The organism is Myxococcus sp. RHSTA-1-4 (assembly GCF_020037125.1).
Classification (GTDB): Bacteria; Myxococcota; Myxococcia; order Myxococcales; family Myxococcaceae; genus Myxococcus.
The window spans coordinates 1-13,548 of record NZ_JAIQDG010000009.1 but is presented as its reverse complement, the minus strand read 5'-3'; the positions used below and the strand labels follow the sequence as shown (position 1 = coordinate 13,548).

The window sequence follows — 13,548 nt, the reverse complement described above, 5'->3', positions numbered from 1 at the left end:
CGTTCCCGTGCTGGGGCCGGTCAGACCGACACCGACTGCGCGTTACGACCGTGGACGAAGTAGGTCATGAAGACACGCGTCACCACGATGGACGTGAACAGCGACGCCAGCAGGCCGATGATGAGCGTGGTCGCGAAGCCCCGGATGGGACCGGTGCCCGTGAAGAACAGGATGAACGCGGCGATGAGCGCCGTGACGTGCGAGTCGAAGATGGTCCAGAAGGCGCGGTCATAGCCCTGGTCCACCGCCGCCCGGGCCGTCTTGCCGTGGCCCAGCTCCTCGCGGATGCGCTCGTTGATGAGCACGTTCGCATCCACCGCCACGCCCAGCGTCAGCACGAAGCCGGCGATGCCCGGCAGCGTCAGCGTGGCGTTGAAGAGCGCCAGCCCCGCCAGGATGAGCAGGCCGTTCAGCACGAGCGCCAGGTTCGCGATGATGCCGGACTTCTTGTAGTAGACGGCCATGAACAGGAGGACGAGCCCCACGCCCACCAGCGCGGCCATGCCGCCCTTCTTGATGAGCTCGTCACCCAGGCTGGCGCCCACCTGACGGATTTCGCCCACCGTCACCGGCGCCGGCAGCGCGCCGGCCTTGAGCACCAGCGCCAGCGTCTGCGCCTCGCCCAGCCACTCCTCGAAGGTGCGCGCGCCCATGCGGCCCATGGTGATGCGGGCCCGGCCGCCGCCAATCTTCTCGTTGATGTTGGGCGCGGTGTGGACGTTGTCGTCCAGGACGATGGCCATGCGCCGGCCCACGCCCGCCTCGGTGAGCTTCTCGAACTCGCGCGCGCCCGACGGGTCGAAGGCGATGTTCACCTCCGGCTCGTTGAGCTGGCTGAGTGACGCGTCCGCGCCGGCCAGGCTCTCGCCCGTCAGCGGCACGTTCTCCTCCACCAGGTAGCTGCGGTAGGAGGCGCAGTCATTCTTCCGCACCGGGTCGGCGATGCACTCGGTGAGCACCACGCGGTTGTCCGGCACCTTGTCCTTCGTGTACTCCAGCAGCGCCTCGCGCGACGGCGAAGAGAGCTGCGGGAAGCCGCCCTCCTCCGTCAGGGTGATGTTGCTGCCCTGCGGCGGCGGGTTCTGCTGGAACATCTGCGCGAAGAACTGCGGGTTGCTGTCGTCCACCATCCGGAACTCGAGCTGCGCGGTGGTGCCCACCAGCTCCTTGGCCTGCTCCGGGTTGCTGCGGCCCGGCAGCGAAATCTGGATGGAGTCGGTGCCCAGCTTGCGCACGTCCACTTCCGCCACGCCCCACTTGTCGATGCGGCGGCGGATGACGAGCATCGCCTGGTTGACGGCGTCCTCGCGGAAGAAGTTCGTCTGGCCCTCGTCCGGCGCGAGCACCAGCGTGGCGCCGTCACGGCTCACTCGCGTGAAGTCCGTGAAGGTGGCCAGGACCTCCTTCTCGATGGCGTCCATCGTCGCCGGGTCCTTGGCCGTCAGGGTGAGCTGGAGCTTCTCCGGGTCCGTATCCGCGCTGACCTCGCCAATCTTCTTGTCGTTGATGTAACTGGCGATCTGCTGGCCGCGGCGCTCGGTGCGCTTCTGGAGCGCGGTCTTGGTGTCGACCCGCATCACCATGTGGATGCCACCCTGCAGGTCCAGCCCCAGGTTGAGGCGGTACTTTGCGGGAGGCGCCCACGCCGGCATCCGCTCCTCGAGCAGTGCCAGGTTGTTGCGCTGGTCGCGGTCCAGGACCACGAGCGAGTAGTACGTCGGAATGAGGAACCAGACGGTCCCCAGCGTCACCGCGACAATGAGTCCGAACTTCCACCACCAGCCGCGGTTCATTACTTCTCCTCCTTCTTCTTCTCTTCGCCCGCCGTCGCCGCCTGCGGGCCTTCCGCCACAGTGCCCTTGGCGCTGATGGCCGTCTTGAGGACGCGGATGCGCACGCCGCTGGCCACTTCCAGCGTGACGGTCCGCTCGTCGACGAGGTGGATCTTCCCGAGCATGCCGCCCGAGGTGATGACCTCATCGCCCTTCTTCAGGGAGCCGAGCAGCGCCCGGTGCTCCTTCAACTGCTTCTGCTGCGGGCGGATCATCACGAAGTACATGATCGCCACCAGCACGACCAGGAAACCCAGGGTGCCCAGCGGGTTACCGCCGCCCCCGGCCTGCGCCAGAATCAGAAAGCTCTCAGCCACAACTGCCTCGTCGGTTGAGGAAGGCCTGGGATGGGGGGCCCCCCACACTGCCCGAGGAACCCATCCCGAAAGGGGGCCCTCTTAGCAAGGGGCCCCCATGTGAGCAAGTGAACGCGGGAAGCCCGGCAATCCATCCGGACGCTCACCGGCCACGGGTCCGCTCGGTCTCCTGGGCGCGGGAGCGCTCACGGAATTCCCGGGCAAAGGCGGCGAACCGGTCCTCTGACACCGCGCGGCGGACTTCCGCCATCAACCCCAGGAAGTAGTGGAGGTTGTGGATGGTGTTGAGGCGCATGGCCAGAATCTCCCCTGCGGCGAAGAGATGCCGGAGGTAGGCCCTGCTGAAGTTGCGGCAGGTGTAGCAGGTACACGCAGGGTCCACCGGCCGGGGGTCCTTCGCGAATGAAGCATTGCGGATGACGAGCTTGCCCTCCGAGGTGAAGAGCAGGCCGTTGCGTGCGCAACGGGTGGGCAGCACGCAATCGAACATGTCCACCCCGGCCTCCACGCAGGTGACCAGGTCGACGGGGGTGCCCACCCCCATGAGGTAGCGGGGCTTGTCGCGCGGCAGCAGGGGCGCCGAGTACGCCACGCTGGCGTGCATGGCCTCGGGGGCCTCACCCACCGAGTAGCCTCCCAGCGCGTAGCCGGGCAGGTCCACCGCGCACACCTCCTCGGCATGGCGCTTGCGCAGGTCCTCGTGGAGCGCCCCCTGGACGATGCCGAAGAGGGACGAGCGCTCGCGGCTCCAGGCCTTCACGCACCGGTGCAGCCAGCGGGTGGTGCGCGCCAGGGACTGCTCCAGGTAGGCGCGGTCCGACGTGGAGGGCGGACACTCGTCGAAGGCCATGATGATGTCGGCGCCCAGCGTCTCCTGGATGTCGATGGAGCGCTCCGGCGTGAGGAAGTGCCGCGCGCCGTCCAGGTGGGACTGGAAGGCGGCGCCCTCCTCCGTGATTTTGCGCTTCTCGGAGAGGCTGAAGACCTGGAAGCCACCGCTGTCGGTGAGCATGGGCCGGTTCCAGGAGACGAACTGGTGCAGGCCGCCCAGCTCCCCCACCAGTGACTCTCCGGGGCGGAGCATCAGGTGGTAGGTGTTGCCGAGGATGATCTGCGCGTCCAGCGCGAGCAGGTCATCCGGCCCCACGCCCTTGACGCTGCCCACGGTGCCCACGGGCATGAAGATGGGCGTCTCCACGGGCCCATGGGGCGTGTGCAGCCGGCCCCGGCGGGCCTTCGTGCCCTTGTCCTCGTGGAGCAACTCGAAGCGCACCAGTCCCGGTGCCACCCGCGAGTCGCCCTTCTCGCCCCGCTGCCCTGCCTGCCGCTCTGCGTCCATGGTGCTCACTCCGACACCAGCATGGCGTCGCCGTAACTGAAGAACCGGTAGCCCGCGCCTACCGCCTCCGCGTAGGCCGCCAGCGTGCGCTCGCGGCCCAGCAGGGCGCTCACCAGCACCACCAGCGTGGAGCGCGGGAGATGGAAGTTGGTGAGGAGCACGTCCACCTGGCGGAAGGTGAAGCCCGGGCGGATGAAGAGCGTCGTCTCCCCCGGGCCCTCGCGCAGCCGGCCCGTCTGGCCGTCCGTGGCGGACTCCAGCGTGCGCACCACCGTGGTGCCCACCGCCACCACGCGCCGTCCCTCGGCTTTGGCCGCGTTCACCGCCTTCGCGGTGGCCTCGGGCACGGTGTAGCGCTCCGGGTGCATGTGGTGCCTGTCCAGCTCCTCCTCGCGCACCGGCAGGAAGGTGCCCGGGCCCACGTCCAGCGTCACCAGCGCGCGGTGGATGCCCCGCGCCTCCAGGGCATCGAAGAGGCCCTGCGTGAAGTGCAGACCCGCGGTGGGCGCGGCCACGGCGCCCGCGGCGCGCGCGTAGACCGTCTGATAGCGCTCGGCGTCCGCGGCGTCGGGCTCTCGGGTGATGTACGGGGGCAGCGGCAGGCGCCCGGCCTCCTCCAGCAGCGAGGCCAGCGAGGTGCCCGGGGGCGCGTGGAAGCGCACGCGGTACTCCCCGCCTCCGAGCGCCTCCAGCACCTCCGCCTCCAGGCCGCCGGCGAAGGTGAGGCGCTGCGCGGGCTTGAGCCCCTTGGAGGCCTGCCCCAGGCACACCCACTCGAGCGACTCGGGGGCGCCGGAGAGCGCGGCCGAGGTGAGCGTGGAGGCGGCAGGGCGCACCACCAGCAGCTCCACGCGCCCCCCGGTGCCGGCCTTCTGGCCGAGCAGGCGCGCGGGGATGACGCGAGCGTCGTTGAGGACGAGCAGGTCGCCCGGCCGCAGCAGCTCGGCCAGGTCCGTGAAGCGGCGGTGGGTCCAGGCACCCGAGGACCGGCTCACGGTCATCAGGCGCGAGGCGTCCCGCTCGGCCAGGGGGGCCTGGGCGATCTGGGACTCGGGAAGCTCGAAGTCGTAGTCAGAGAGGCGGGACGACACGGGGGTGGCGCTTGTAGCAGCCCCCGCGCCGCCGCGGAAAGCGCGCCGGAAGCGGGGGCCTCAGTAGAGCTGCTGCAGCTCGGCTCCGGGGTAGTAGTGGGAGAGAATCTCCCGGTAGTCCCGCTCCCTGTCGGCGAGCGCCTTGGCGCCCCACTGGCAGAGACCGGCCCCATGGCCATAACCGCGTCCGGAGAACACATAACCCCGGTCGGTGCGCTCCACCTCGAAGTCCAGACTCTTGAGGCGCGTGTAGCCGAGCCGCCGCCGCAGCTCCACCCCGCCCATCGAGGCGCCGTCGCCGAGGGTGACGCTCCGCACGCGGCGGGTGGGCGTGCGGCCGGCCACGCGCAGGCCCTGGGCGGGATGGCGGAGGGCGGACTTCACCTCGGTGTCGGAGATGGAGGCCTTCCAGCGGCTGGCGGGCAGCCTGCCGCAGGGGCATTCGACGGGCTGGAGGTACGGGAGGTCCCGCTGGAGGGCATCCTGGCCGGACTCGGTGCGGCCGCCGCAGGAGGCGTGGAAGTAGGCCTCGATGGGGGCCAGCTCGTAGGTGAGCACCTGGCCGCGGGTGGCCTCCACGGCGGCGCGGGTGCGTGGGTCCTCGCGGTTGACGCCTCCGTACACCTGGTGGAGCACGCTGCTGCCCAGGTGGAAGGCGTTGCTGTACGCCTCCAGCTTCTTGTGGAGGGCATAGGTGCGGGCGGCCACGGCCTGGGCCTTGAGGGCCTCGGGCGGGAAGGACACGGGCATCTCGCTGCCGAGCACCGCGGCGAGGTAGTCCTCCAGGGGGATGACGTTGATGAGCTGGAGCCCGTCGCGGAAGGGACGCACCACCACGTCGCCGCGCACCTGGGCGCTACCGGCCTTGATGGGCTCGTCGCCGGGGACGCCGGCGTCATCGGTGGAAGCGGCGCCGGCACGGAAGCGCACCGAGCCCTCGAGCACGGGCGCGCCATTGACCTCCAGCTTCGGGCCCCGGCGCCGGATGGTGGCCTGGCCGGAGGGGATGGGGACGAAGGTGGCGTCCTCGCTGTCGGGACCGAAGGCGAGCCCGCGGCCGCTCACCTTCACCTCACCGCCCGAGTCCTCGATGGCGATGCGAAGTGTCTCCACGGCGAGCGCGCGCAGGGGGGCGAGCAGCAGCAGGACGAGCGCAACAGGTCGCAACATGGACGGGAAGTGTAGGTGTATGGGTTCGAGCCTCAAGAAAACGGCCGGCGGATGGGAGAGGATGTCGCGCCCGTGACGTCCCCCGCGCCCGACGCATCCCGCCTGTCCCCTCCCGCCCTCACCGCGGCCCTGCGGGCGATGGAGCCCCGCCCCTCCGCGATGCTCCTCCACCGGCTGGTGGAGGGCCGCCCCCTGGAAGCCTGCGCGGCGTTCTATGGGGTGTCGGTGGAGGCCTTCTCGGTGCTGTTGCTGCGAGCGGGCGTCGCGCTGGCCCGGGAGGTGGGGCTGCCCGCGCGCGAGCCGGCCGGAGAGGACGAGGAATCCGCCTGGGCGCGGATGCTGTCGGAGGCACTGGCGCGGGAGGACGCCCGCTTCCCGGCGGCACTGGTGCCCGTGGTGGAACCGTGCCGCCGGCTGCGCGAGGTGGGGGCCGAGGTGGCGGCCGGCATGGAAGCGGCGGCGCGGGAGGACGCGGCATCACCGCACCGGCGCCGGGAGGACTGGCTTCGGCGGCTCGCGGTGGCCGCGCTGCTGGCGCTGACGGCGTACCTGTACCTGTCGAGGCCCGAGGAGCCGCCGCGCCGCCCGCGCCCGCCGGTGCACACCACGCCGGACCAGCGCTGAGGGGAGCGTGCGGACACGGGCGCTGCCTCTGGACGGAACAGCGCGGAGGCGCATATGGGTGGAGCCATGCGTGCTCCCTCCCCTGCCCTGCTGCTGCTCCTGGCCGGCCTCGCCCTGGCTGGCTGCGCGAAGAATGTGGACACCCGGGTCGCCGGAGATGACGACGCGGCCATCGACGGGGCCTCGGCGCGGCTGGAGGAGCTGAGCGCGCGGGCCCAGCAGGACGGCCTGTCCTGCGCGGACGAGTGCGACGTGGCCTCGAGGACCTGCACGGTGGCGGAAGAGCTGTGCTCGCTGGTGGAGCGCAACCCGGACCGGGACGACCTGCCGCCCCGCTGTGCCCAGGGGCGTGAGCAGTGCTCCAGCGCGAAGGATGGCTGCGCGCGCTGCGGGGGCTGAGCCTTCCTTCACGGACGGGGCGCACCACCAACCGGTGCGCCCCTGGAGCCGCCGTGCTTAGATGCCGGGCGTCTCTCGAACGGGGCTCCCCGCCATGACCACCCGACTCCCGCTACTGCTGGCCGCATCGTGGCTCGTCCTTCCGGGCGTGGCTCGCGCGCAAGAAGGCGCCGAGCTGACGCCGGAGAAGGTGGCGCAGATCCGCCGCGACGAGTCGCAGGCCCTGGCGAAGGTGAACGAGGAGTTCGGCAACCGCCAGCCCTCGGAGCTGAGCAGCGAGGAGCGGGCGCAGGCCATCGACAAGCAGCAGGCCGCGGCGGCGGCGGTGCTGGAGAAGCACGGCGTGTCGGCGAAGGAGTACGCGCGCTACGAGGCGCGGATGCGCCCCGAGGACAATGCACGCGCCGAGGCCGAGAAGAAGCGGCTGGAGGAGCTGGCCCAGGCCGCGAAGCAGCCCCAGGACACGGGGGAGAAGTCGGCCGAGGACGTTCACGTCCAGTTGGGCATCAGCGACAAGGAGCCGGTGGAGCTGGAAGTCGCCGAGGGGGCCGAGCCCGTCGTGGACGTGGGCGTCCCGGGCGACGAGGCTACCGCCGACCTTCCGGTGGACGTCGGTGCCCTGCAGCAGGAACTGGACGAGAAGCCCGAGAAGCGCCCGGCCGCGCGTGCCAGCTCCAGCGGCGCGAAGAAGAAGCGCGTGGTGAAGCGGCGGCGTGCCTCGGGCGACGACTGACGCGCCGGAGCCGCCGCCCCTCCACTTCAACCCTTGCGGTAGCCGTACTCGCGGGCCCGGGCCTGCCACACGTCATCGTACGGGCACGCGCAGTCGGTCTCCTCGGGCTCGGGATAGGCGTACTGCTCGCCCTTGTAGTTGCGGAACAGCGTCTCTCGCTCGCCGCGCTCGACGACGTAGTCCGGCTGGAGCGTCACCTTGCCGCCGCCGCCGGGCAGGTCCACCGCCAGGTGGGGCACGGCGAGCCCGGTGGTGTGTCCGCGGAGCTGCTGGATGATTTCCAACCCCTTGGCGATGGGCGTGCGCAGGTGCTCGCAGCCCTCGGCCACGTCCATCTGGTGCAGGTAGTACGGCCGCACGCGGCTGCGCAGCAGCAGGTGCGACAGCTCCTTGATGATGCGCGCGTCCGAGTTGAGCCGCCGCATCAGCACGGCCTGGTTCTCCACCGGCACGCCATGGTCCACCAGGCGCTCGCACGCCTCGCGCGCCTCGGGCGTCACTTCCTTCGGGTGGTTGAAGTGGGTGACGACGAAGACGGGCGCGTGGCGCCGCAGGGTGCGGGCCAGCGCATCGGTGACGCGCATGGGCAGGACCACGGGGACGCGCGTGCCGATGCGAATCATCTCCACGTGGGGAATCTCGCTCAGCGGCCCGAGCAGCTCCTCCAGCCGTGCCTCGCTCAGCAGGAACGGGTCCCCGCCGGAGATGAGCACGTCGCGCACCTCGGGGTGGCGCCGGACGTATTCGATGCCCCGGCGCATCTGCTCCTTGGAGAGCTCCGCCACCCCTCCCTGGGTGATGCGCCGCCGCGTGCAGTGGCGGCAGTAGACGGAGCACGTGTCCAGCGCGAGGAAGAGCACCCGGTCCGGGTACTTGTGGACGATGCACTCCTCGGGGCGCGTCTTGTCCTCACCGAGCGGGTCCGCCAGCTCGCCCGGACGGATGCGCGCCTCGGCCCTCACGGGGATGGACTGCATCCGCACCGGGCAGAACGGGTGCTCCGGGTCGATGAGCGACAGGTAGTACGGGCTGATGCCGATGCGGAACAGCGCGGACGTCTCCTGCACGCCGGCGCGCTCGTCGGGCGTCAGCGGCACGTAACGTTCGAGCTGCTCCAGTCCTCGCACCGCGTGCCGCTGGTGCCAGCGCCAGTCCGCCCACTCCGCGTCGGTGGCGGCGGGAAACAGGCGCCGGCGCCCCTCGTCACTGAGCGAGGGGCGCGGCGAGGTACCAGGCTCCGGCGGACGCGCCACCGGAAGCGCCGAGGAATCCATCACGCGGCCTTCTGCTGCTCCCGCCACCACGCCTGGCCGGCCTCTGGCAGCGTGTCGATGGGGTCGAAGTACTCGTACTTCCGGTTGAGCGCGTCGGGGTCGTTCGCCTCGATGCCCGTCCGGTAGTTCTTGGTCCAGTAGGAGATGCCGCGCTCGCGGTCATACTCCGCCACCTGGTGCACCCAGCGCTTCCCGACGAAGGGCACGTCACAGACGATGCGCGGCGTGGCGAAGCCCGGCATGTAGCCCATGATGTCGTGCTGGAGCTTCTGTGCCTTGTCCACCGACACCCGCCAGTGCTCGCTGTTGGGGATCATGTCGCACATGTAGAAGTAGTACGGCAGGATCTTCGCGTGGTCGAGCAGCGTGAAGCACAGGTCCAGCAGGGACTGCGCGCTGTCGTTCACCCCGCGCAGCAGCACGCCCTGGTTGCGCACGTCGCGGAAGCCCATGTCGAGCAGCTTGCGCACCGCCTTGCCCACCAGCGGCGTGAGCTGCTGCGCGTTGTTGACGTGCGTGTGCAGCGCCAGGTCCACGCCCCGCTCCACGGCCTTCTTCGCCAGCCGGTCCAGGCCCGCGAGCACCTGGTCCTGGAGGAAGTGCTGGGGAATGGCCATCAGGCCCTTGCTGGCCAGGCGGATGTCCCGGATGTTCGGGATGTCCATCAGCGCGCTGACGAACGGCTCGAGCGTCTGAATCGGCAGGTTGGCGATGTCACCGCCGGAGACCACCACGTCGCGCACCGTCGGCGTGCGGCGCAGGTACTCGAGCATCTGCTCGTACCGCTCCTTCTGGCCGATGCCGAACTTGTGCTTCTGCACCTGGGGCACGTCATTGCCCACCAGGTCCATGCGGGTGCAGTGGCCGCAGTACTGCGGGCAGGTGGGAAGCATCTCCGCCAGCACCTTGGTGGGGTACCGGTGCGTGAGGCCCTCCACCACCCACATGTCCGCCTCGTGGAGGCTGTCGCGGCTGGCCTTCGGGTGGTTGGGCCAGTCCGTCAGGCGGTCCGCGAACGCCGGCAGCATGTAGCGCCGCACCGGGTCGTTCCACAGGTCCTGCAGGTTCATCGTGTTGAACATCTGCGGCGGAATCAGCAGCGACATGGTCGCCCGCTCGCGCTGATCCCGCTCGATGCTCTCCGCCAGGTCCTCCGGCAGCAGGTCGCCGAGGGTCGCCTTCAGCTCCTTGAGGTTCTTGACGGTGTGCTTGCGCTGCCAGACAGCGCTCTCCCACTCCGCCGCGGAGACGTCCTTGTACCCGGGGATGCGACGCCAGTCGGGTTCAACGAACTCCTTGCGGAGCGGGTACGTGAAGGGCTGTTGAGCGGGGCCGGCCTCGGCCTTGCCCCGAATGGGCGTCGTTTGCATGGCGCATCACCTTGGCTTGCAGCGTTGCGGGCGGGCGTCATACCGCGACGGAGCCCCACTTCATCCAACAATCGAAGGGGGTGCCGGATGCCCGCCCCCTCACTCGATAGGCACGTTGAGCAGCTTGGCCACACCGTCCTCGGTGATGGCCACCACCACGGGCTTGGTCGTCTTGCCGTTGAGCCGGAAGGACACCTTCCGGTTCCCCACCGGAAGCATCAGCGGGGCGCTCAGCGGCACGGGCGTCTGACGGCCCGTCTTCTTGCCATCCACGAGGATGTCGGCGCCGGCGGGCTTGGTGCTGCACGCGAACTTGCCCATCACCTTCCCCGGCTTCGGCTTCGTGACGACCTGCGTCGGAGGCGGCTTGGGGGTGCGCGGCTCGCGGACCGGCTCGCGCACGGGCTCGCGCTCGGGCTCCTTCGTGAGATCGAAAGCGACCGTCATCTCCTCGTCGCGGCCGTCGGCCGTGAACTCGCCCGCGTACGTCTTGTAGCCGGCGAGCTTCGCCGTGAACTTGTACTTCTTCCCGACCTCCAGGTCGGCGGCCCGCGCGTCCGGCGTGCGCCCCAGGCGCGTGCCATTCACGAAGATCTCCGCGCCGTCCCGCCCCTCGAAGATGGCGGCGACCTTCCTGGGGGCGGGGGGCGTCTCGGGCGTCGGGTTCTTCGCCACGGGCTTGGCCGTATCACCCGTGCCGGTGTCCGTCCCCTCGGCACCGGCGGGCGTTGGATTCTCCGGGTTCTTGACCGCGGCCTGGGCCGTCCCCCCCTGCTCCGGATTGCCAGCGGCGGCGGTCCCCGACCCATCGGGGTTGGCCGGGGGCTCCGAAGGCTCGGCGGGTGCCTCCCCGGCGGGCTTGAGCGCCAGGGAGACCGGGGTCTGCTTTCCGGCGACGACCTCCACCAGCTGCTCCCGAGACTGGTGACCGGGAGCACTTGCCACCACGCGGTACTGGCCGGGAGGCAGCGACAGCAGCGTGTTGAGCTCCACCTGCTTGCCGTTCACCTCGATGCGGGCGCCCTGGGACGGCGACACCATGAAGGTGACCTCGCCGGCGGAGGGCGGACTCAGCGCCACCGCGGCGATGACGACCAGCAGGAGCACGATTCCCGCCGCCGCGGCGAACAGGACGGGCTTGGGAAGCTGCTTCCCGCCCGTGGGCTTGCCCTTCTTGGCCGGCGGAGGCGCCTTGGCCTTGACCTTCGCGGGAGGCGGCGCGGCCTTCGCGCCCTTCTTCGCCACGGGCGCGGAGGGCAGCGAGCCGGTGACCTCCTCTTCCGGAGGCTCCTGAGACTCGTCGTACGTCGGAGGATCCTCGTCGCCGTAGTCGTCGCGGCCCGCGCCCTCGTAGTCCTGCGGGTCGTCGTAGGCCACCGGCTCCGGCTCCGCCCGGGGCTGCGGCGCGCGCGCGGGGGCGCGGCTGCTCTTGCTGCTCACCGGCAGGGGGATGTCGCCCGTGGCCTCGTCCTCTGGCGGAGGCGGGGCCGGGCGCGAGCGCGACGGAGGCGCGGTGGGCGCGGGGCCAATCATCGTGGCGCCCGCGTAGGCCTCACCCTCCTCGTTGCTGATGACGACCTGGGCCTTGGGGCCGCTCTTGCCCTTGCGCGCCGAGGACTCCCCCGGAGCCGGGAAGGCCGAGGCGGTACCACCGCCCTGGATGGGGTTCTCCGAGCGGCCGGTGATGCTGTCGTCCACCACCACGCTGCTGTCGGCGATGCGCGTCTCGGGCGCGCGGAAGGTCTGCGTCGAGTCGACAATCTGCGTCTTGTCGGCCCCGCCTCCGTCCATCTCCGCGAGCTCCTCGTCGGAGGGAGGCGGGATGTAGCCCGGCGCGGGCTGGGCCGGCGAGGTGGGCGCGCGGCCCGCGGGAGTTCCCGTCACCACGACGGCCGGCGGCGGGACCCGCTTCTGGGACTGCGAGCCCGAGCGCTGGGGCGCCGAGGGCGGCGGCACGGTGACGCCGGAGGTCTCGATCTGGTCCGGGCGCTCGATGGAGGCGTAGCGCTCCATCTTCTCCGCCTCGCGGAGCATGTCCTCGGCGAAGGCCTCCTTCATGTACGAGGACAGATGCTTGGACGAGTAGATGGCGTCCCCGGCCAGGAGGAACCGCATCAGGTCCTCGGCCAGGTCGGACGCCCACTGGTAGCGCTCCTCCGGCTCACGCGCGAGCGCCTTGAGGACGACCTTCTCCAGCCCCGGGGGGATGTTCGGGTTGAACTCGCGGGGCAGCGGGACGTCGGCGTTGCGCACCTTCTCCAGCGTGGAGAAGTCGGACTCGCCGACGAACAGCTTCTCGCCGGTGAGCATCTCGTACAGCAGCACGCCGACGGCGAAGATGTCGCTGCGCCGGTCGATGGGCATGCCCCGGACCTGCTCCGGGCTCATGTAGCCGAACTTGCCCTTGAGGATGCCGGCCTGCGTCTTCTGCGAGCGGTTCGCCGCCTTGGCGATACCGAAGTCGATGACTTTGACCTCGCCCTCGTAGGAGATGAGGATGTTCTGAGGCGAGATGTCGCGGTGGATGATGTGGAGGTCCTGCCCGCGCGCGTCCTTCTTCCGGTGGGCGTAGTCCAGGCCGTCACACATCTTGGAGGCGACGAACACCGCCTGGGCGGTGGGCATGATCTCCTTGCGACGCCGGTAGCGCTCCAGGATGGTCCGCACGTCGCGCCCGGCGACGTACTCCATGGCGATGAAGTACGTGTCGTCGTGCTTCCCGAGCTCGTGGATGTGCACGATGTTGGCGTGGTTCAGCTGAACGCTGATCCGCGCCTCGTCGATGAACATCGTGATGAACTCTTCGTCCTCGGCCATCGTGGGGAGGATCTTCTTGATGGCCAGGATGCGCTCGAAGCCCTCGACGCCGAAGGCCTTCGCGATGAACACCTCCGCCATGCCGCCGACGTTGATGCGCTCGAGGAGCAGGTACTTCCCAAAGAGGGTCGGCTTCTTCATCTCGTGGAGCTACCCGGCGCCGGGGGGCACCGCGGCAGGCGGTGCACAGACCGGGGGGAGGACTGGACTCTAGTCCCAGCCCCGACAGGGAGTCAAACCCGCGCCCGCCCCGGAAAGCTCAACGAATCCGGGGGCTTGAACCCCTCCAGAAGCCGCTGGAAACCGTCCCGGAAGCGAGGCCTCCACGACGCACGGCGGCAGCTCCATCAGGATCCGCCAGGTGGCGGGAATGAACCCCGTCGGCGAGGCCGTCCTCCGCGTGCCGTAGCACCGCGGCGCCAGGCCCGACCCGGGCCCAGGCGCCCGCGACGCCGGACGCGGAAAAAAGAAGACCCCCGGCGCCACGAGGGCGACGGGGGTCTTCAAAAAGAATCCGGCAGCGACCTACTCTCCCACGCGGTTTCCCGCGGAGTACCATCGGCTCTGGAGGGCTTAACTTCC

The 13,548-nt window shown here is 70.3% G+C and carries 11 protein-coding genes; 3 read left to right on the top strand and 8 right to left on the bottom strand.

Annotated features, from left to right (window positions below; genetic code table 11):
- Positions 1 to 20: 20 nt before the first annotated feature.
- The 5 genes from secD to K8638_RS14425 form a co-directional block, all read right to left on the bottom strand.
- Positions 21 to 1,793, bottom strand: coding sequence for a protein translocase subunit SecD (secD, locus tag K8638_RS14445; RefSeq protein ID WP_223755096.1), 1,773 nt, complete (start codon positions 1,791 to 1,793; stop codon positions 21 to 23).
- The gene (gene yajC, locus K8638_RS14440) at positions 1,793 to 2,149 is read right to left on the bottom strand and encodes a preprotein translocase subunit YajC (RefSeq protein ID WP_223755095.1); all 357 of its coding nucleotides are present in this window, start codon (positions 2,147 to 2,149) and stop codon (positions 1,793 to 1,795) included. Before yajC ends, secD begins: the two co-directional genes overlap by 1 nt.
- 142 nt (positions 2,150 to 2,291) lie before the next feature.
- The gene (tgt, locus tag K8638_RS14435; RefSeq protein WP_223755094.1) at positions 2,292 to 3,488 is read right to left on the bottom strand and encodes a tRNA guanosine(34) transglycosylase Tgt; all 1,197 of its coding nucleotides are present in this window, start codon (positions 3,486 to 3,488) and stop codon (positions 2,292 to 2,294) included.
- 5 nt (positions 3,489 to 3,493) lie between these two features.
- The gene (gene queA, locus K8638_RS14430; protein WP_223755093.1) at positions 3,494 to 4,579 is read right to left on the bottom strand and encodes a tRNA preQ1(34) S-adenosylmethionine ribosyltransferase-isomerase QueA; all 1,086 of its coding nucleotides are present in this window, start codon (positions 4,577 to 4,579) and stop codon (positions 3,494 to 3,496) included.
- Positions 4,580 to 4,639: 60 nt separating this feature from the next.
- Positions 4,640 to 5,749, bottom strand: a complete 1,110-nt coding sequence (locus tag K8638_RS14425) for a SpoIID/LytB domain-containing protein (RefSeq protein ID WP_223755092.1) — start codon at positions 5,747 to 5,749, stop codon at positions 4,640 to 4,642.
- 72 nt (positions 5,750 to 5,821) lie between these two features.
- Here K8638_RS14425 and K8638_RS14420 point away from each other — a divergent pair, with 72 nt between their 5' ends.
- The 3 genes from K8638_RS14420 (at position 5,822) to K8638_RS14410 (ending at position 7,505) form a co-directional block, all read left to right on the top strand.
- Positions 5,822 to 6,373: a hypothetical protein gene (locus tag K8638_RS14420; RefSeq protein ID WP_223755091.1), complete on the top strand. Its 552-nt coding sequence runs from the start codon at positions 5,822 to 5,824 to the stop codon at positions 6,371 to 6,373.
- A gap of 66 nt (positions 6,374 to 6,439) precedes the next feature.
- A complete protein-coding gene (locus K8638_RS14415; RefSeq protein WP_223755090.1) occupies positions 6,440 to 6,772 on the top strand; it encodes a hypothetical protein in 333 nt (110 codons plus the stop codon).
- 94 nt (positions 6,773 to 6,866) lie between these two features.
- A complete protein-coding gene (locus tag K8638_RS14410) occupies positions 6,867 to 7,505 on the top strand; it encodes a hypothetical protein (protein ID WP_223755089.1) in 639 nt (212 codons plus the stop codon).
- Positions 7,506 to 7,531: 26 nt separating this feature from the next.
- Here K8638_RS14410 and K8638_RS14405 read toward each other — a convergent pair whose 3' ends face one another.
- The 3 genes from K8638_RS14405 to K8638_RS14395 all read right to left on the bottom strand — a co-directional run bounded on the left by K8638_RS14405 (position 7,532) and on the right by K8638_RS14395 (position 13,107).
- The gene (locus tag K8638_RS14405) at positions 7,532 to 8,779 is read right to left on the bottom strand and encodes a KamA family radical SAM protein (protein WP_223755274.1); all 1,248 of its coding nucleotides are present in this window, start codon (positions 8,777 to 8,779) and stop codon (positions 7,532 to 7,534) included.
- Positions 8,779 to 10,149, bottom strand: coding sequence for a KamA family radical SAM protein (locus K8638_RS14400; protein WP_223755088.1), 1,371 nt, complete (start codon positions 10,147 to 10,149; stop codon positions 8,779 to 8,781). Before K8638_RS14400 ends, K8638_RS14405 begins: the two co-directional genes overlap by 1 nt.
- Before the next feature lie 99 nt (positions 10,150 to 10,248).
- Entirely contained in the window at positions 10,249 to 13,107 is a 2,859-nt protein-coding gene (locus K8638_RS14395; RefSeq protein WP_223755087.1) for a protein kinase, read from the bottom strand.
- Positions 13,108 to 13,548 lie beyond the last annotated feature (441 nt).

What these genes read in the sequence shown, in the direction of transcription:
- K8638_RS14410 (WP_223755089.1), top strand. Translation starts at nt 6,867, where the DNA reads ATGACCACCCGACTCCCGCTACTGCTGGCCGCATCGTGGCTCGTCCTT.
- K8638_RS14425 (WP_223755092.1), bottom strand. Translation starts at nt 5,749, where the DNA reads ATGTTGCGACCTGTTGCGCTCGTCCTGCTGCTGCTCGCCCCCCTGCGC.
- tgt (WP_223755094.1), bottom strand. Translation starts at nt 3,488, where the DNA reads ATGGACGCAGAGCGGCAGGCAGGGCAGCGGGGCGAGAAGGGCGACTCG.
- secD (WP_223755096.1), bottom strand. Translation starts at nt 1,793, where the DNA reads ATGAACCGCGGCTGGTGGTGGAAGTTCGGACTCATTGTCGCGGTGACG.
- K8638_RS14415 (WP_223755090.1), top strand. Translation starts at nt 6,440, where the DNA reads ATGCGTGCTCCCTCCCCTGCCCTGCTGCTGCTCCTGGCCGGCCTCGCC.
- K8638_RS14405 (WP_223755274.1), bottom strand. Translation starts at nt 8,779, where the DNA reads ATGGATTCCTCGGCGCTTCCGGTGGCGCGTCCGCCGGAGCCTGGTACC.
- K8638_RS14400 (WP_223755088.1), bottom strand. Translation starts at nt 10,149, where the DNA reads ATGCAAACGACGCCCATTCGGGGCAAGGCCGAGGCCGGCCCCGCTCAA.
- K8638_RS14395 (WP_223755087.1), bottom strand. Translation starts at nt 13,107, where the DNA reads ATGAAGAAGCCGACCCTCTTTGGGAAGTACCTGCTCCTCGAGCGCATC.